The sequence below is a fragment of the Pseudarthrobacter phenanthrenivorans Sphe3 genome (genome assembly GCF_000189535.1).
Taxonomy (GTDB): domain Bacteria; phylum Actinomycetota; class Actinomycetes; order Actinomycetales; family Micrococcaceae; genus Arthrobacter; species Arthrobacter phenanthrenivorans.
Map to the genome: position 1 here is coordinate 3583588 of NC_015145.1, position 17512 is coordinate 3601099.

At 64.9% G+C, this 17512-nt stretch carries 20 protein-coding genes; 10 read left to right on the forward strand and 10 right to left on the reverse strand.

Annotated features, from left to right (window positions below; genetic code table 11):
- Positions 1-111: 111 nt before the first annotated feature.
- Positions 112-984 (reverse strand): NAD-dependent epimerase/dehydratase family protein, encoded by an 873-nt coding sequence (locus ASPHE3_RS16655; protein WP_013602361.1) that lies wholly within the window; start codon positions 982-984, stop codon positions 112-114.
- A 34-nt stretch (positions 985-1018) separates the two neighbouring features.
- Positions 1019-1612 carry an adenylate kinase gene (locus tag ASPHE3_RS16660; protein WP_041652304.1) on the reverse strand — a complete coding sequence of 198 codons (594 nt, stop codon included), beginning with the start codon at positions 1610-1612 and terminating at the stop codon, positions 1019-1021.
- Positions 1613-1911: 299 nt separating this feature from the next.
- Here ASPHE3_RS16660 and ASPHE3_RS16665 point away from each other — a divergent pair, with 299 nt between their 5' ends.
- Positions 1912-2655 (forward strand): GAF and ANTAR domain-containing protein, encoded by a 744-nt coding sequence (locus tag ASPHE3_RS16665; RefSeq protein ID WP_013602363.1) that lies wholly within the window; start codon positions 1912-1914, stop codon positions 2653-2655.
- 71 nt (positions 2656-2726) lie between these two features.
- Here ASPHE3_RS16665 and ASPHE3_RS16670 read toward each other — a convergent pair whose 3' ends face one another.
- From ASPHE3_RS16670 to ASPHE3_RS16690, 5 genes are all read right to left on the reverse strand, one after another.
- A complete protein-coding gene (locus tag ASPHE3_RS16670; protein WP_013602364.1) occupies positions 2727-3563 on the reverse strand; it encodes an alpha/beta fold hydrolase in 837 nt (278 codons plus the stop codon).
- Between the two features lie 132 nt (positions 3564-3695).
- A complete protein-coding gene (locus tag ASPHE3_RS16675; RefSeq protein ID WP_013602365.1) occupies positions 3696-3893 on the reverse strand; it encodes a hypothetical protein in 198 nt (65 codons plus the stop codon).
- A gap of 149 nt (positions 3894-4042) precedes the next feature.
- A complete protein-coding gene (locus tag ASPHE3_RS16680; RefSeq protein WP_013602366.1) occupies positions 4043-5230 on the reverse strand; it encodes a fatty acid desaturase family protein in 1188 nt (395 codons plus the stop codon).
- 13 nt (positions 5231-5243) lie between these two features.
- The gene (locus ASPHE3_RS16685) at positions 5244-6341 is read right to left on the reverse strand and encodes a ferredoxin reductase (RefSeq protein WP_013602367.1); all 1098 of its coding nucleotides are present in this window, start codon (positions 6339-6341) and stop codon (positions 5244-5246) included.
- Between the two features lie 220 nt (positions 6342-6561).
- On the reverse strand, positions 6562-7593 hold the full coding sequence (locus tag ASPHE3_RS16690) for an LLM class flavin-dependent oxidoreductase (protein ID WP_013602368.1): 1032 nt from the start codon (positions 7591-7593) through the stop codon (positions 6562-6564).
- A 77-nt stretch (positions 7594-7670) separates the two neighbouring features.
- Between ASPHE3_RS16690 and ASPHE3_RS16695 the strand changes: the two genes are divergently transcribed.
- The 4 genes from ASPHE3_RS16695 to ASPHE3_RS16710 are packed head-to-tail and all read left to right on the forward strand — an operon-like array spanning position 7671 to position 9970.
- Positions 7671-7970 (forward strand): YnfA family protein, encoded by a 300-nt coding sequence (locus ASPHE3_RS16695; RefSeq protein WP_013602369.1) that lies wholly within the window; start codon positions 7671-7673, stop codon positions 7968-7970.
- Positions 7971-7974: 4 nt separating this feature from the next.
- Positions 7975-9168, forward strand: a complete 1194-nt coding sequence (lhgO, locus tag ASPHE3_RS16700) for an L-2-hydroxyglutarate oxidase (protein WP_013602370.1) — start codon at positions 7975-7977, stop codon at positions 9166-9168.
- A 55-nt stretch (positions 9169-9223) separates the two neighbouring features.
- Positions 9224-9628, forward strand: coding sequence for a YidH family protein (locus ASPHE3_RS16705; protein ID WP_013602371.1), 405 nt, complete (start codon positions 9224-9226; stop codon positions 9626-9628).
- Positions 9629-9658: 30 nt separating this feature from the next.
- A complete protein-coding gene (locus ASPHE3_RS16710) occupies positions 9659-9970 on the forward strand; it encodes a DUF202 domain-containing protein (RefSeq protein WP_013602372.1) in 312 nt (103 codons plus the stop codon).
- Between the two features lie 42 nt (positions 9971-10012).
- On the opposite strand, the gene ASPHE3_RS16715 is transcribed toward ASPHE3_RS16710, so the two are convergent.
- Positions 10013-10411, reverse strand: a complete 399-nt coding sequence (locus ASPHE3_RS16715) for a DUF3592 domain-containing protein (protein ID WP_013602373.1) — start codon at positions 10409-10411, stop codon at positions 10013-10015.
- Between the two features lie 57 nt (positions 10412-10468).
- On the opposite strand from ASPHE3_RS16715, the gene ASPHE3_RS16720 reads away from it, so the two are divergent.
- The 3 genes from ASPHE3_RS16720 to ASPHE3_RS16730 all read left to right on the forward strand — a co-directional run bounded on the left by ASPHE3_RS16720 (position 10469) and on the right by ASPHE3_RS16730 (position 13282).
- The gene (locus ASPHE3_RS16720) at positions 10469-10705 is read left to right on the forward strand and encodes a DUF2630 family protein (RefSeq protein ID WP_013602374.1); all 237 of its coding nucleotides are present in this window, start codon (positions 10469-10471) and stop codon (positions 10703-10705) included.
- Positions 10706-10789: 84 nt separating this feature from the next.
- The gene (locus ASPHE3_RS16725) at positions 10790-11584 is read left to right on the forward strand and encodes a carbon-nitrogen hydrolase family protein (RefSeq protein ID WP_013602375.1); all 795 of its coding nucleotides are present in this window, start codon (positions 10790-10792) and stop codon (positions 11582-11584) included.
- A gap of 330 nt (positions 11585-11914) precedes the next feature.
- Positions 11915-13282, forward strand: coding sequence for an ammonium transporter (locus tag ASPHE3_RS16730; RefSeq protein ID WP_013602376.1), 1368 nt, complete (start codon positions 11915-11917; stop codon positions 13280-13282).
- 18 nt (positions 13283-13300) lie between these two features.
- Here ASPHE3_RS16730 and ASPHE3_RS16735 read toward each other — a convergent pair whose 3' ends face one another.
- On the reverse strand, positions 13301-13927 hold the full coding sequence (locus ASPHE3_RS16735) for a PadR family transcriptional regulator (RefSeq protein WP_013602377.1): 627 nt from the start codon (positions 13925-13927) through the stop codon (positions 13301-13303).
- 179 nt (positions 13928-14106) lie between these two features.
- Between ASPHE3_RS16735 and ASPHE3_RS16740 the strand changes: the two genes are divergently transcribed.
- Entirely contained in the window at positions 14107-16272 is a 2166-nt protein-coding gene (locus ASPHE3_RS16740) for a transglycosylase domain-containing protein (protein ID WP_013602378.1), read from the forward strand.
- 60 nt (positions 16273-16332) lie between these two features.
- The gene (locus tag ASPHE3_RS16745) at positions 16333-16908 is read left to right on the forward strand and encodes a GNAT family N-acetyltransferase (protein WP_013602379.1); all 576 of its coding nucleotides are present in this window, start codon (positions 16333-16335) and stop codon (positions 16906-16908) included.
- Here ASPHE3_RS16745 and ASPHE3_RS16750 read toward each other — a convergent pair.
- On the reverse strand, positions 16905-17498 hold the full coding sequence (locus ASPHE3_RS16750; RefSeq protein ID WP_041652308.1) for a DnaJ family domain-containing protein: 594 nt from the start codon (positions 17496-17498) through the stop codon (positions 16905-16907). The genes ASPHE3_RS16745 and ASPHE3_RS16750 overlap by 4 nt on opposite strands.
- Positions 17499-17512 lie beyond the last annotated feature (14 nt).

The window sequence follows — 17512 nt, forward strand, 5'->3', positions numbered from 1 at the left end:
GCGGCGGATACGCCCGCTCCACCACAAGAATATGGGCCCCCAACACGCCTCCGGCGGCTCTTTGCAGGATCCTGTGGCAACCCTTGCGGATTCCTGCGCTGCCCCCTTTCCCTAGCTCGAAGGGCTGTCCGCGGGGTCCTGCCAGTGGTCCCGCCAGGTGTGCTCGGGCTCGAAGCCCAGGAGCCGGCGTGCCTTGTCGATGGAGAGCATGGTTTCGTGTTCGCCGAGTTCCTTGACCACCTTCACGTCAGGGAACACTTCGGCAGCCAGGCCGGCACTTGGCCGGCTCATGACCGTATCCGCGTTGGCGATGATGAACGCTTCGAATCCCGGCTTGGCGTTTTCAAGGGCACGGACCACTGCCTGGGCGCCGTCACGGCCGTCGATGTAGCCCCACAGGTTCCACTTCCGGAGGGTGGCATCCGCGTCGAAGGAAGGGAAGTTCTGGTAGTCCTCAACGTCCATGACGTTGGAAAACCGCAGGGCGGTGACGCTCAGCTCCGGGTCCCAGCGCGTCAGTTCCTTAGCCATCTGCTCCTCGAGGTGCTTCACCAGGGAGTATGTGCTTTCGGGCCGGGCCGGGTATTCCTCGTCCACGGGGATGTAGGGCGGGTCGACGTCGAACGGAAGTCCCAGAACGGTCTCACTCGAGGCGTACACCACCTTCTTGATCCCCGCGCGGCGGGCCGCCTGGAACACGTTGTAGGTGGACAGCATGTTGTTTTCGAACGTTGCCGCGTCAGGAATGATGCCGGGGGCCGGGATGGCGCCCAGGTGCACAACGGCGTCGAAACCGTCGTGCCTGTCATCCACGCCCAGCAGCACGTCCAGCACCTCGCCGTAGTTGCGCAGGTCCACCACCACCAGTCCGGGGCTCCGGGCACCTGCGCGGTCCAGGTTCAGGACCTGGTGGCCATCGTCGCTGAGCCTGCGGACCACGTGCCGTCCCAGTTTTCCGCTTCCGCCGGTAACCGCAATTCTCATCGGGATTTCCTTTACGTTGGTTGCTTGCGTCGAGTCAGTGGCCGGACAGCCGGCCGCGAAGGAACTTTTCGACGGCGGTGATCGCCGCCCCGGTGATGTCACCGGGTTCCCCGCTGCCATCCACGGACACGAGTATTCCGCGCCCGGCATAGACAGAGACTACTTCATGCGTCTCGCGGTGGTAGAGATCCAGCCGCCGCCGGAACACGTCCACCGTGTCGTCGCTACGGCCTTGGTCGGCTGCGCGCCGGCGCATCCGCTGCTCCAGGACAGCGTCCGGGGCGTGCAGCTCAATGACGGCATCCAGGGCGAACCCCTGGTTGGCCAGCATGGTGTCCAGCTCCTGCACCTGGGGCGCCGTGCGCGGGTAACCGTCCAGGAGGAAACCCTCCTGCAGGTCGCTGTCCACGAGCCGGTCCCTGACAAGCGCATTGGTGAGATGGTCCGGGACGAAATCACCGCCGTCGAGGTAGCTGGCAGCCTGGTTCCCCAGCTCCGTCTCCTCGCTGACGTTGCTCCGGAAGATTTCCCCGGTAGAGACAGCGGGGATGCCGAAGTGCCGCGCCAGCTGTTCCGCCTGGGTGCCTTTGCCGGAGCCCGGCGGGCCGATGATGAGCAGCCTGATCATGATCCTGTCCCACTTCCTGCCCCTCCCGGGCATGGCGGCCGCTGGTTTTGCGCCCTGCCGCCGGGGCACCGGCGCCTGCTTCATTCTGCCGGTTACTTCCCGCCGGGCGCCAGAGAACCCCGCGTTCACATGGGTCAAAGTGACGCTACCCTGCGCCGAAGGATGTATATACTTCTGGATATCGGTTTAGCAGCAGGCCGTTGGAAAGTTCTTCGATCCAGCGACCTTCACAGCCTGCCGGCACTGCGGTGGCTGCTGGAAGCCGCCGGGTTGTCCTGAGCGAATGGCACCAAAAAACCGTGGCCAGCGAGTCAACAGCAAAACCCGATACATCCATTACCGAGCACCTGCATGAGCTGGTCCTCAGCAGCCCGGACGTTGAGGACTTCCTCAACGAACTGGCACAGGTGTCCGCACGCAACCTTTCCGAGCCCGGCGACGAAATCATGTGCGCCATCACCCTGCTGCGGCAGCGCAAGGCAGCCACGGTGGCCAGCAGCAGCCCTGAGGCGAAGGCCATCGCGCAGCTTGAGTACGAGTTCAGCGAGACGCCCAGCCTGACGGCTTCCACCAGGCAGGAGACCATCAGCGTCCCGGACGCGCAGCATGACGGCCGCTGGCCCGAGTACTCCACTGCCGTCCTGGCCCAGGGCGTCCGTTCCGTCCTTGCCCTGCCCTTCCAGTTGGAGGGCGGAACAAAGGCGGCACTGCTGCTGTACTCCCCCCGGCCCCACCGTTTTGAATCCCGCATCGTTGAATTCGCCGAGGACTTCGTGGGCCAGACTTCCCTTGCCCTGCGGCTTGCGGTCCGCTTTGCCCACTACAGCGAGACGGCGGCCAACCTCCGCGCCACACTGGAATCCCGCACTGTCATCGACATGGCCGTGGGGATCATCATGGCGCAGAACCGGTGCAGCCAGCAGGACGCCTTCGAGATCCTGAAAACGGCGTCCAGCACCCGCAACTCCAAGCTGCATGATGTCGCCGCCGTGGTGGTCAACTCGCTGGGCCAGGGGCCAGCCAGGACACACTACGACGGATAGCACGGCCGAACGCACCACCACTTCCGGCGACGGCGGCCTCCCGCCGTCGCCGGAAGTTTTTTGCGTTTTGCCTACTTGGCCAGGAAGCGCAGCAGGGCTTCGTTGACCTCTGCGGCGTGGGTCCACAGCAGGCCGTGCGGGGCACCTTCGATCTCCACGTACTCGGCGCTGGGCAGGGCCTTGGCGAACAGCCGGCCGGTGGAATCGATGGGCAGGATGTTGTCCGCAGTGCCATGGAGGATGAGGGCGGGAACGTCGATTTTTGGGATGTCGTTCCGGAAGTCGGTGAGCCAGGTGGGCTGCGCCGCGACGGATGCTGTGGCGCCTGCGCCGGCCGCCAGGTTCCAGCTGGCGTTGACTGCTTCCTGGCTGAGGCGGGGCGTGCCAAGGAATGTGTCGGAGTTGTAGAAGTTCTTGAAGAACTCCGTGAAGAACGCGTACCGGTCTGCCGTGACGGCCTTCATGAGGCCATCGAACACTTCCTGGGGAACGCCATCCGGGTTGTCGCCAGTCTTGAGCAGGAATGGCTCAAGGGAACCGAGGAACGCAGCCCGCGCCACCCGTGCAGACCCATACGTGCCCAGGTAGCGGCCCACCTCGCCGGTGCCCATCGAGAACCCCACCAGGACAACATCGTTCAGGTCCAGGGTTGTCAGGACGGTGTTGAGATCCGCGGCGAAAGTGTCGTAGTCGTAGCCTTCGGTAGTCTTGCTCGACTTTCCAAAGCCGCGCCGGTCGTAGGTGATGACCCGGTAGCCGGCTTCCAGGAGGGCGGCAGTCTGCTTTTCCCAGGAGGAACCATCCAGGGGGTAGCCGTGGATCAGCACGACGGGCTGGCCGGAGCCGTGGTCTTCGTAGTAAAGCTCGATGTCAGTGCTGTTTTCGGTTCCAACGGTGATGAAAGCCATCGCGGCGGGTCCTTTCGAGACTGTGGGATCGACTGCGTGCGGCGGGTGCCACCGCGCGCAGTTCCTACTCTAGGACGGGCAGCCGCACAGTCCAGTCCGCAGCCGGGTATCCCGGCTGGTGCCTAATCCCCGCTACTGGGAGGGTTGCGGAAGCTCACAGTTGATCTGGGGATTGGCTCCCATGTAGTTGAGCGGGCCTGCGGCAATAGTGATGGCGATGGTTCCGGCCTGCGCGCAGTTCCCCGGGGCGGCCCCGAAATACCCGCGCTGCCAGGCGGCCACACCCCCGATGATCAGCCAAATGACAATCAGTGCTCCGAGAATCCGCATGAGTCCTCCATTGGCCACGGCGGCGGGTGTGGATCAATTATGCGCCGTTGACCTCGGAAAATGCGAGGGCGGAGGGAAAGACAAATGCGCCCCCGGTGCCAGGATAATCCGGAACCGGAGGCGCATTTCAGTGCCTTGGAAAGGCAGGCTCAGGCCTTCGCAGCCTTGCCCGGAAGTGCCAGCTTGAAGATCTTGCCCCAGGTGGAACCAACCTGCTTCAGCAAGGGCCCGGTGGTGTACTTCAAACCGTAGCGCTCACAGATTTCACGGACCTTGGGCGCCACCTCGGCGTACCGGTTGGAGGGCAGATCCGGGAAGAGATGGTGCTCGATCTGGTGGGAAAGGTTACCGGTCATGATGTGCATGAACTTTGACCCGGAGATGTTGGCGGAGCCGATCATCTGGCGGATGTACCAGTCGCCGCGGGTTTCGCCTTCGGCCATTTCTTCCGTGAAGGTGTCAGTGCCTTCGGGGAAGTGGCCGCAGAAGATGACCGCGTGGGCCCAGACGTTGCGGACAGCGTTGGCGGTCAGGGTGCCATAGAGGGCCTGCTTGCCGGAGCCGGTCAGCGTGGCGACGGCGGGCGTGGCCGCGTAGTCCTTGGTGAACTGTGTGACAACCTTCTTGCCGAGGGCCTTGAGGTCCTTGAGCAGCGCTTCCTTGGACTTCTTGCCTTCCTTGAACTCCGTGAGCTCAAGGTCGTAGATGGCGATGCCCCACTCGAAAAGGGGCGCCAGGATGGCGTTGTACAGCGGGTTGCCAAGGTTCATCGGCTTCCATGGCTGCTGTTCGTCCATCCGCAGGAGGTTGTATCCGACGTCGTTGTCCTTGCCCACCACGTTGGTCCAGCGGTGGTGGAGGTCATTGTGCGTGTGCTGCCAGGAGCGGGACGGAGTGACGAAGTCCCATTCCCAGGTGGTGGAGTGGATGTCCGGGTCCCGCATCCAGTCCCACTGGCCGTGCAGGACGTTGTGCCCGATTTCCATGTTTTCGAGGATCTTGGCGAGGCTCAGCAGCGTGGTCCCGGTGACCCAGGCGGCCTTGTTCTTGCCGACCAGCAATGCGGCGCGGCCGGAGATTTCCAGGCCACGCTGGATCTTGATCACACGGCGGATGTAGGCGGCGTCCGCTGCCCCGCGCTTGGCCAGGACCTCGTCGCGGATGGCGTCCAGCTCGCGGCCGAGCTCGGCCACCTGCTCATCGGTCAGGTGGGCGGCGGCGGGCGGCCGCACGGTGGGGCTGCCGGACTCGGCAAGCTTTCCGGGGCGCGTCCTCGACCCTCCGGCGGAAGTGCCCTTGGGTGCGGGAGTGGCCTTGCTGGGTGAAATTACAGACATACCGTGGTGCTCCTCAGATTTCGAGGTTGACGGGTCCGGCGGCTGCCGAGACACACGTTTGGATCAGTTGGCCGGGTTCGCCGTGGACTTCCCCGGTGCGGAGGTCACGGACCTGCCCGGACAGGAGTGGTGTGAGGCAGCTGTGGCAGATGCCCATGCGGCAGCCGCTGGGCATCAGCACCCCGGCGTCCTCGCCGACGTCCAGGATGGGGGTGTCGCCGTCGGCTTCCACTTCCCGGTCGGAGGCCTCGAAGGTGACCAGGCCGCCGTCGTGCCCCACGCCGCCTTCGAAGGTGGTGTTGAAGCGTTCGATCATGAGGTTGCCGGCACTGCCCGCAACCGCCACGTCCGTGCCCGGAGCCGCCGTCGTCAGTGCGGCACGCTTCCACAGCGCTTCGGCGTCGTCCAGGAAGCTGTCCGGACCGCAGGCGTAGGCGGCGCGTTCCTTCCAGTCCGGGCAGATCTCGTCCAGCTGCGAGGTGTTGGTGAGGTCCATGCGGCCCTGCTCGCCGGTGAACCAGTGGGCGAGCCGGAAGTTCGGGAACTGGTCAGCGAGCTCGGCAAGTTCTTCACGGAAGAGGCTGTCGCCGGGGGTGCGGGCAGAGTGGACAAGCACGACGTCGGCATCCGGACGCCGCGGGACAAGTGTGCGGATCATGGACATCACCGGGGTAATGCCGCTGCCCGCCGTGACCATCAGCAAGGGCCTGGGGTGCTCCGGGAGCACGAAGTCGCCCTGCGGAGGAGCGAGGAACAAGACGTCGCCGGGCTTGGTGGTCCGCACCAGGGTGCCGGAAACCGCGCCGACGTCGGTGACCGTGATGGCCGGATCTTTGCCGGCAGGGGCGCTGAGGGAGTAGGAGCGCCAGTGACGGACGCCGTCGAGCTCGACGCCGATGCGCGCCCACTGTCCTGCGAGGTGGGAGTGCCAGCCCCGGCCGGGCCGGAAAAAGATTGTTGCAGACTGCGCCGTCTCCTGGACCACGCGTGTCACAACACCGCGAAGCTGCCGGGCAGAGTAGACAGGGTTGAACAGCGCCAGGATGTCCTCCGGCGACAGGGGCGTGGTGAGCACAGTGGCCGCTTGGGCCAGCTGACGTAACCGGATCATGCGATTAAGCCTAGAGCGGCGCGAGCCATAGTTCTCTCTCTCCGTCATATGACCGTTCCGCAGTCACTTTAGTAGTGGCGCTAAGCCCCCAAGCCGCACTTAAAGAGTAACGGTTCGGGAACGGTCTTAGTTCCCCCATGCTTTCAGTAAGCCTGCTTATTATATCCCGAAAGGCGGCCCGCGGGGAGGGATTTCTTTGCCGGGAAGGCACGATGGCTGCTCAGGTGCTCGGACTCCAGCCCAGGGCGGGCGCGATATAGCGCGCGATATTGCCCAGCAATTTGGCGTTGAACTCGACCCCCAACTGGTTGGGAACGGTGAGCATCAGGGTGTCGGCCGCCTGGACCGCCGAGTCTCCTGCAAGTTGCTCCGCAATGATATCCGGAGCGCCCGCGTAGCTTTTTCCGAACCTGGCAGTCAGGCCGTCGATGATTCCAACCTGGTCCCGGCCGTCCCGCAGGGCACTCCCCGCAAAGTACCTGCTGTCCTCTTCGTCCACGATGGGAAGGACACTGCGGCTGACTGAAATACGCGGCGTGTGCGCATGGCCGGCGGACGACCATGCATCCCTGAACAGCTGGATCTGCTCAGCCTGCAGCTCATGGAACGGAACGCCCGTGTCCTCGGTGAGCAAGGTGGAACTCATCAGGTTCATGCCCAGTTCTGCCGCCCACACGGCCGTCTTCCGCGTACCTGCACCCCACCAGATGCGTTCCGACAGGCCAGGCGACTGGGGCTGGACGGGCAGCAACCCCGTGGCTCCCCCTGCGTACCGGGGGTCTGCTTGGGCCACGCCGGCGCCAGTGATGGCCTTGCGGAAGAGGGCTGTGTGCCTGCGTGCCATGTCGGCGTCGGTTTCACCGGGCTGGGGGACATATCCGAAGGCAGCCGCACCCTGGCGGGCAGGTTCAGGTGAGCCCCTGCTGATCCCCAGCTGCAGCCTGCCCCCGCTGATCAGGTCCGTGGCCGCGGCTTCCTCGGCGAGGTAAAGGGGATTTTCATATCGCATGTCAATGACGCCGGTGCCGATTTCGATGCGGCTTGTCCGGGCAGCAATGGCGGACAGGAGCGGGAAGGGTGACGCTTGCTGCCGCGCGAAGTGATGGACGCGGAAGAACGCCCCGTCCACCCCTATCTCTTCGGCGGCGACGGACAGGTCAATGGCCTGCAGGAGTGCGTCCCCCGCAGTCCTGGTGCGGGAGCCCTGGCCGGGGCCCCAGTGTCCGAAGGAAAGAAATCCGATGCGCTCCATACCTGCCCCAACCCGGGAGGATCTGCCGGCATTCCCGGGCTGGGGCACGCTGTTGCCCCGGCTGGCATGATGACTGCGTGGACATTCCTGATGAAGCTGCCGGCATCGCCAAGACCATCCTGCTGTTCGCCCTTGCCGCCGCAGCGGAAATCGGCGGCGCCTGGCTGGTGTGGCAGTCCGTCCGCGAAGGCAAGGACTGGTGGTGGGCAGGGCTGGGCGTTATTGCACTTGGTGCCTACGGATTTGTGGCCACACTCCAGCCTGATGCCCATTTCGGCCGGATCCTGGCCGCATACGGCGGGGTGTTTGTTGCCGGTTCACTGGTCTGCCTGCTGGGCGTGGCCGTGATCATGTTTGCCCCGCGTAACGGAGGATAGTGCCATGGCGGACTACTGCATTGTTGGCGGCGGCATCGTTGGCCTGGCTACGGCCTACCAGTTGCTGAGCAAGCAGCCGGGAGCTTCCCTGGTCCTGCTGGAGGCCGCAGAGACCCTGGCCTCCCACCAGACCGGCCACAACAGCGGCGTGATCCATTCCGGCATCTACTACCCGCCGGGCAGCCTCAAGGCACGGTTCAGCAAACTCGGCGCCGGGCAAACCAAGGAATTCTGCCAGCGCCACGGCATCCCCTACCAGGAACCGGGAAAGCTGCTGGTTGCCACCTCAGCCCTGGAGTTGGCGCGGCTCGGCCAACTGGAAGAAAGGGCAGCGATCCACGGCCTGGAGCATGAGCGGATCGACCAGGCTGAGCTGCGCCGGCGGGAACCCAACGTTTCGGGGCTGGGCGCACTGTTCATCCCCAGTACAGGCATTGTTGACTACACCGAAGTGGCGCGGAAGCTGGCTGCACTTGTCACGGCGGCGGGCGGCCAGGTGGTCACCGGGGCAAAGGTCACCTCCATTGTTGAGCATGGGGACCGGGTGGATGTGGGCACCAGCGGTGGCCGGTACAGCTGCCGGCAGCTGGTGGCGTGCGCCGGCCTCCAGTCGGACCGGCTGGCGGGGATGGCAGGGGTGGACATCGATGTGCAGATCATTCCGTTCCGGGGTGAGTACTTCGAGCTGCCGCCGGAGAAGTCGGACTATGTCAAGCATCTGATCTACCCCGTCCCTGATCCTGCCCTGCCGTTCCTGGGCGTGCACCTCAGCCCCACGGTGGCCGGCACCATCACGGTGGGACCCAACGCCGTGCTGGGTCTGGCCCGCGAGGGCTACCCCAAATTCTCGGTGGATCTCCGGGATGTGGGCCGGTACCTGCGCTTTCCGGGGCTTTGGCACGTGGCGCGGGCCAACTCAGCTGCGGCCGTGCGGGAGGTACGCAATTCCCTCTTTAAGGGCAGCTATCTCAAGGAATGCCGGAAGTACGCGCCCGGCCTCAACAAAGGTGACCTCCTCCCGCACGAGGCCGGCATCCGCGCCCAGGCGGTCCGGCGCGACGGCACGCTCATCCACGATTTCCTGCTGGCCGAGACACCGCGGATGATCCACGTCATGAACGCCCCTTCGCCAGCGGCCACAGCAGCACTGCCCATCGGCGAGCACCTGGCGTCCAAGGCGCTGCGGCCCCGTGCCTGACGGTCAATCCACCAGGCTGGCGGGTGGTTGGTGGGGTGGTAGCTAAACTGGCACCGTGACCAACAGCGACCGACCCGCCAGCGCTTCCGTTCCGCCGTCGCGCGGGAAAATCGCCGAACGCCTGCTGCCCGGTGGCGAGGAACCGGACCCGCGGTTCACCTTGGCTAACGAGCGCACGTTCCTCGCCTGGATCCGCACATCCCTCGCACTGCTGGCCGGCGGCATCGCGATCGAAGCCTTCACCTCCGACTTGTTCCTGGAACCTGTCCGCAAGGGCCTGGCGGTGGTCCTGCTCCTGCTCGGAATGCTGCTGAGCGGCGGCTCGGCGGTGCGCTGGCTACGGGTGGAAAGGAGCATGCGCAACAAGGCTCCGCTTCCGCTGCCGCTGATCGTGCCGCTCCTTGCCGCCACCGGGGCACTGGCGGCCGCCGTCGTACTGATCTTCATTCTCTGGCGCTGACCGTTGGCGCCCTCCCGCGGAACAGCCCCGATGCACGGCGACCCCGGCCTCCAGCCTGAACGCACCACCCTGGCCTGGGGCCGCACCATGATGGCCCTGGTGACCGTCAGCGCCATCTTCCTGCGGTGGCTCCCGCAGCACGGGTTCCCCATCCTGCTGCTGTTTGCGGTGTCGGCGGGCGCGGCGGCAACCATCTACTTCACGCAGCGCCGGCGCTACAGCGCCAGTTCCCGCGGCATCCACCGGGAGAATGTCGACGCCGACATCACCGCCGTGCTGTGGACGGCTTTCGCGGGGGTCGTGTTGGGCGGCCTCGGCATCGGAGTGGTTCTTGCCGGCTGAACCGGGGCATTGGGCTGGCACGCCGTGCACGTGCGGGGCAGGCTAGAACATCGGCAGGATGAAGCCGGCAAGAAACGCCAGGGCCCCGATGCCAGTCAGGCAGCGGCCCAGGACGGATGCCGTCCTGCCCTCCACTTCCGGTGCGGCCGTCCGCCATTGCGTGGGGCGCCTGGGGTGGTAGTAGATGGGGAGCGTGTCTCCCACGGCAAGATCCTTGATGTCGTGCGGCGACATGGGCGCGTGGTGCACCTGGTATTTCCGGTCGAACCACCGGAAACCCACTCCGGTGCTGTCCGAATACACCACTGCTTCGGCCACAGCCCAGGGGTGGACGAAGCGGCGGAGGTACTCCGTGTAGAAGAGCAGGACGAGCCCTGCGGGCAGGCACAACCAGGTCAGCATTTCCAGGATTGGACCTGCCAGATCAAGCGCAGTGGGCATGATTCTGATGGTACAGGCGTACGCTGAGGGGAACGGCCTGCGGAGTAAGGGGAAGCCATGAACGATCAGGACATTTTGACGCGCATCCAGTCCCTCGTAGAGGAGGAGCATGCACTCCGGGAAGCTTCCGGGGACGGCCAGGTGCCGGACAGGGCGCGGCTGAGGCAGGTGGAAGAAAGCCTTGACCAGTGCTGGGACCTCCTGCGCCAGCGCCGGGCAAAGTCCGGGACCGGAGCGGACCCGGACGAGGCCGAGGCCCGGCCTGTCAGCGAGGTAGAGGGCTACAAGCAGTAACTGCCCCCGTGGTTCCGATGCCTGGCACGGACGCCGGTATGGTTGCGCTTGAACCGCATCGCGCCGAACAGATTGGAGCCGTCCATGCGACTGGCAGTTGCCCAGATCATCAGCACTGCAGACCCCGCAGCCAACCTGGAGCTGATCCGGGATTACGCCACCCGGGCCAAGGCTGCCGGCGCGGAACTCGTTGTCTTTCCGGAGGCCACCATGCGCGCTTTCGGAAACCCGCTCCGCGATATTGCCGAGCCGGTGGACGGGCCTTGGGCTGAAGCTGTCCGGGCTCTTGCGGGGGAACTGGGCATTGCAATCGTGGCCGGCATGTTCACGCCCGGGAAGGACGGCCGGGTGCGGAACACGCTGCTGGTCACCGGCCCGGGGCTGGACACCTCCTATGACAAGGTCCACCTGTTCGACGCCTTCGGCTTCGCCGAGTCCAAAACCGTGGATCCCGGCGAAAAGCCCGTGACCTTCGAACTCAACGGCACAGTCTTTGGGCTGGCCACGTGCTACGACGTCCGCTTCCCTGCCCTGTTTACCGCCAATGCCCGGGCGGGCGCCCAGGTCAATATCGTCTGCGCGTCGTGGGGAGCCGGCGAGGGAAAGGCCGAACAGTGGGACCTCCTGGTGCGGGCGCGCGCGCTGGACAGCACCACCTTCGTGGTGGCTTGCGGGCAAGGTGACCCCCAGGCCATCGGGGACGGCCCGGCAGGGACTGCTCCCACAGGCGTTGGCCACAGCGCCGTCATCTCGCCCCTTGGCACCGCGGTGGCAACACTGGGCGGGAAGCCGGAACTCGCCGTCGTCGACATCGATCCCTCAGTGGTGGACGGCGTCCGCGCCCAGCTTCCGGTACTGGCAAACGCCCGCGAGTTCTAGCGGCGAGGGCGTGAACTACGCTTTACGCGGCCGAAACCTGCCACGTCCAGCGCCCGACGGCGGCTCCTCACCTTCCGCCCTTCGGCCTGCCGCTGCATTGTTGGCCAGGCGGCCAAAAAGCGAGACCAGGACGCAACGCCGGGGGCGGCGCTGTTAACATCCCCGAAACATGCCCGACACGGGCACTTCACACAGCAGCCGTTTCTGTAACGCCAGCGCAACTTGGCGGCGTGTTTCCGGAAACACAGCACCTCGAAGATGGACGGCGGGGGAAGTGCGAGGGCCGGCATCGAGCGCCCCGCCGGAGGCGCGACGCGAAGGGACCCGCAGGTGGAAATTTCTGCCCAACATGTCTGGCTGATGATCTCGGCCGCAATGGTACTGCTGATGACACCCGGGCTTGGCCTGTTCTATGGCGGCATGACCCGGGCCAAGGCGGCCCTGAACATGATCATGATGAGCTTCATCTCGGCCGGGATCGTGGGCGTGGTCTGGGTCCTGTGGGGCTACTCCATGACCACGGGGGAGGGCGTGTTGGGTCTCTTCGGCAACCCGTTCGCACATTTCGGCCTGCAAAGCCTCATGGGCTCACCCGACCTGATCAAGGCGGGCTACAGCGCCACCTTTGCGATCATCACAGTGGCCCTGATCAGCGGAGCGATTGCGGACCGTGCAAAGTTCGGCGCCTGGGCACTGTTCGTCCCGCTCTGGATCACCGTGGTGTACTGCCCGCTCGCCTACATGGTCTGGGGCGGCGGGCTGATGAGCGCCGATGGTGCCGTCACCGCAGTGTTCGGCCAGGTCATCGACTTCGCCGGCGGCGCAGTGGTGGAGATCAGCTCCGGCACCGCAGCCCTGGTCCTTGCACTAATCGTTGGCCAGCGCCACGGCTTTGCCAAGGACCCCAACCACCGTCCGCACAACGTGCCCTTCATCATGCTGGGTGCGGCCATCCTGTGGTTCGGGTGGTTCGGGTTCAACGGCGGGGCAGCGACCACCGCCGAGCAGGCCAGCCTCATCTGGGTGAACACGCTGGTGACTCCTGCCGCCGCAATGCTCAGCTGGCTGGTGACCGAGAAAATCCGCCACGGCCACCCCACATCCCTGGGGGCTGCGTCCGGCGTCGTGGCCGGCCTGGTGGCCATCACCCCCTCCTGCGCCAACATCAGCCCGGTTGCTGCCATCGGGCTGGGCCTGATGGCCGGAGCCGCCTGTGCCGTGTTCGTTGACCTCAAGTACCGCTTTGGCCTGGACGACTCCCTTGACGTGGTGGGCGTGCACCTGGGCGCAGGCCTCATCGGCACCCTCGCGCTGGGCTTCATTGCCCTGCCCGTTGATGGCCAGGGCGGCGGGCTCTTCTACGGCGGCGGCGTCCAGCAACTGATCGCCCAGGTTGCGGCCGTGGTGATCACCCTGCTGCTCTCCGGCCTCGGAACGCTGGTCATTGGCCGTGCCATCAACAGGACCATCGGTTTCCGGGTCAGCACCGAAGCCGAGGCAGCCGGCGTGGACCTGTCCGAGCACGCCGAGAGTGCCTATGCCTTCGGGGAGATCGGAGCGGGCTTCAACCCGCTGCCCGCCGCCGCCTCCCAGTCCCCTGCTGCTTTCCCCACAACACCGGGGGCAGCACAAACTTTGGACACGCCCATGCAGCGCAGCCAGGCAGACGTGGGCAGCAAGGAAGACTCCTTCGCCTGACCTGCCTGGAGTGGACCGTCAGTCAGCCAGGATCTTGTAGAGGGCCCGCCGGGTTTCATCCATCTTCTCCATGGCGGCTGCGCGCTGTTCCTCGCTGACACCGCTGCGGAACTGGTGGATCGCGCCCATCAGCTTCCCGATGCTCTGGTGGAAATCGCGGTCGGAACTGTCCGGCCCGGCATTCCAGGCGTTGTCCATTTCTTCGCCGTGTTCCGCCACGTAGGCCCGGCCCGCTTCAGTGAGCGTGAACTCCGTGCCGCGGCCTTCGCTCAGCGCCGAAATCAACCCCTCGTCCACAAGCTGCTGAAGGGTGGGGTAGATCGACCCCGGGCTGGGCCGCCACGCTCCCTCGGTTCTTTCGGCGATCGTCTTGATCAATCCGTAACCGTTTGACGGAGCCTCGGCCAAAAGCGAGAGGACCGCAGCCCGAACGTCGCCCCGGCCGGCCCTGCGCGAGCCCCGACCGAAGCCCGGCCCGAAACCGGGACCGAAGCCGGGACCAAACCCTGGGCCGAATCCGGGCCCGAACCCCGGGCCAAAGCCGCCGCCCCGGTGTCCGTGAGGGCCCCTGCGGCTCCTTGGGCGCCCGAACTGTCCCTTGGCGAACTCAGGGCCAGGGAACTTATCGTCAGGAATGCCTTTCATTCTTCATCAATCCTTGAGTCTCGAAAAGGTCACTGAACTCTTCAGCGATATTTAACGATATGTCGGTAAATATCGCTGAGTCAAGGAAAGAAGTGACCAAATCATGACCTCCCATCCTCTGGCGAGGCCTGAAGTGCCAGCGTAGTCTTTTGGCACTCTTCAAGCTCGAGGGCTGAGAAATGGCGAAGAAAAAGAAGCGCTCACGCAGCCGCAACTCTTTCCTGGCACGGTTCGTGGCGTTCTTGGCAGCGAGTGTAATGTGCGGCCTCCTGGCTGCCAGCCTTGTGGTCCCGGCCGTGGCCGCCGCCGGATTCGGTGTCAGCACCTCCATCGATTTCTTCGAGAGCCTGCCGGAAGAACTCACCGTGCAGCCGCCGTCGCAATCCACCAAGGTGCTCACCGCCGACGGGCAAACCATCGCCACCTTCTACGCCGAAAACCGCGTCCGCATCCCCCTTGACCAGATGTCCCCTTACATCAAGGACGCAGTCATAGCTATCGAGGACAGCCGTTTCTATGAACATGCCGGACTGGACCCCCAAGGCATCCTGAGGGCAATGGTGGCGAATCTGACCAAGGGCGACCAGCAGGGGGCGTCCACGATTACCCAGCAGTACGTCACCAACGTGATCAACGAGGCCAGGCTGTCACAGGACCGGCCCGAGGACGTGATCCTCAGCGGCCAGAAGGACATCGGGGACAAGCTGCGGGAGATGAAACTCGCTGTGACGCTCGAAAAGAAGTTCAGCAAGGAGCAGATCCTCGAGGGTTACCTGAACATCGTGTTCTTCAACAGCGATGCCTACGGCGTGGAAGCTGCGGCCCGCTATTTCTTCAGCACCACGGCAAAGGACCTGAACCTGCCCCAATCCGCACTGCTGGCCGGACTGGTGAACAGCCCCACCTTCTACAACCCCGCGATCAACCCGGAGAATTCACTCGCGCGGCGCAACCAGGTGCTGGGCGAGATGCTCCGGCAGAAAAAAATAACCCAGGCACAGCATGACGAAGCCGTGGCCACCCCCATTGAACTGAAGATCAACCCGGAGCGGCAGGGCTGCGCCAATGCGTCGATGGCCCCCTACTTCTGCGACTACATTTCGCACCTCATCCTGAACAACCCCGCTTACGGGCCCAACCAGACCGAACGCGAACGGAAGCTGTACCGGGGAGGCCTTACCATCACCACCACGCTGGACAGCAGGCTGCAGGCGGCAGCCCAGGCGCAGGTGGACGGTACGGCGGGCCCCAACCCGGACCGTTGGGGCGCGGCCCTGGTCACTGTCCAGCCGGGGACCGGCAAGATCCTGGCCATGGCGCAGAACACTGTGTTCCTTCCGGAACCGGGAAAGTTCGATACCCACCTGAACTTCAATGTGGACGCCAAGGACCCCCACGGCAACACCCTCAACGGTGCGGGCGGTTTCCAGACCGGATCCACCATGAAGCCGTTCACGTTTGCCGAGTGGCTCAATGAAGGCAAGCCCCTGACCGCCGAAGTGGACGCCTCCCGCCGCGTCTACCCGCTGGGATTCCCGTGGCGCTCCAGCTGCGGCAAGGTACTGGGTGCCTACAGCACCGCCCAGAACAACCCGGAATTGGGTGCCGCCGACGACCTGCAGAATGCGGAAGAGGGCTTCTACCGGAAGATGCCCATTAACTACGGGCTGTACAACTCCATCAACACCGCCACTTTTGCATCCGCCACCCAGCTGGACTTCTGCGGCATCCAAAAGATGGTGGACGCAGTCGGCCTGCACAACGGCCTGGATGGTTCTCCAATCAACATGCACCAGCTGGGCAACCTGCTCGGCGCCACCAACGTTGCTCCGCTCCATATGGCCAACGCCTTCGCAACTTTCGCCAACGATGGCCGCTATTGCACCCCGATCGCCCTGGTGGACGTCACTGATGCCAACGGCGGCAAGCTTCCGGCGCAGCCCGTGGAGTGCCGGGACGCAGTGAAGCCCGATGTTGCCCGGGGCGTCAACTCGGTCCTCCAGGATGTGCTGGTCAAGGGCTCCGGCGTCTGGATCAACCCGAAGACCCACGACAAGTTTCCAGTGGCAGCCAAGACTGGCACCTCGAACAATAACGGGGCCACCTGGATCGTGGGTTACACAACAGGCCTGGCCACCGCGTCCTTCTTCGGCGACGCCCTCGAAGGACAGAAACGCGCAGGGCAGAACGTCACCATCAACGGAACCTTCTATCCCCGTCTCGACGGTTACATGATCGCCGGGCCGCAATGGGCCAACTACATGATCAAGGTGGTGCCCTTGTACCCGGCCGGGCCCTTCCCGCCGCCACCACCTTCAATGATCGGGCCGAACCCTAAGCCCTGAACCCGAGGGTCCTGCCCCGTCCAAGGCTTCGCAGAAAAACGAAGTGGCAGGATTGGCCGGGTGAGAACCCTTGAAACAGAGCGCCTGATTCTGCGTGAGTGGGAGCCGGAGGACGCAGACTTCGTGCTGGACCTCTACTCCCGCTGGGAGGTCCAGCGCTTCATTGGCAACCACCCTCAGGTCATGCGGCAACGGACCGAAGCCGAGGAGCGGATCCAGGTTTGGAGGGCCATGGACCACCACATCCATGGCGCTTGGGCCGTCCAGCGCAAACACCCTCCACAAACATCCACTGGCTTTCCGCCAACCGGAACGGTTCCGCCTTTGGCCGGAACCCTGCTCCTGAAATCCATCCCGGCCTCGGGCAGCACCCTTCCGTTGCAGCCCTCGGGCGACACGGAAATAGGCTGGCATTTCCACCCCGCACATTGGGGACACGGTTACGCAACAGAAGCTGCAGCCGCGGTCCTCGCCTACGGGCTGGACAGCGGCCTGGAGAAGATCGTGGCCGTCACAGCCCCTGCCAACACGGCATCACAGAGGGTCTGCCGGCGGATCGGGATGTTGCACTGCGGACAGACCAGCAAGTACTACAACGCCCTGTGCGAACTCTTCGAGGTGCAGGTTCCGGGCTAACCGGTCCCCTTCCACAGCCGCTGCCACCAGCTGCGGGGCGGCTCCGGTTCCGGCGGGGCTTCGACATGGCGGGAGGCGCGGCGCTCCCGCCAGCGCCCTACCTCCTCCTCCACGTCCCGGGTCTTGGTGACGACCGGCGGTCCGCCCTGGAGCTGGCGCCGCGCGTCGATGACCCGGCGGTTGAAGTCCGCCAATATGTCCCGCACCTGCTGTTCCGTGTATTGGGAATCGAGCTTGTCATCGAGCCCGGCGTCCTCAGTCCGCAAAAGAATGGCTGCCGGGCCCAGGCCGCTGATGTTTTCCCGTTGGATCAGTCCTTTGACCCACCAATCGGGATCGTACGACTCACCAAGTCCCGGAATCGGCTTCCCTGCATATTTGAGGTTGTCGAACTTGCCCTGCGCCATGGCGTCGCGGACCAGGTACTCAGCCCGGGCGGCGTCGCTGACCTTCTTGCGCTTCTCGCGTTCCTGCTGGTCGAGGGCCTCCAGGGCGGCCTCTTCCTCTGCACTTATCCCCGCTCCGCGGTAGGACCGGAGTTCCGCAGCACGCTCCAAGCGCTTCCGGAAATCCCCCGCGCCGCTGCCCATTTCCGCCACCGCCT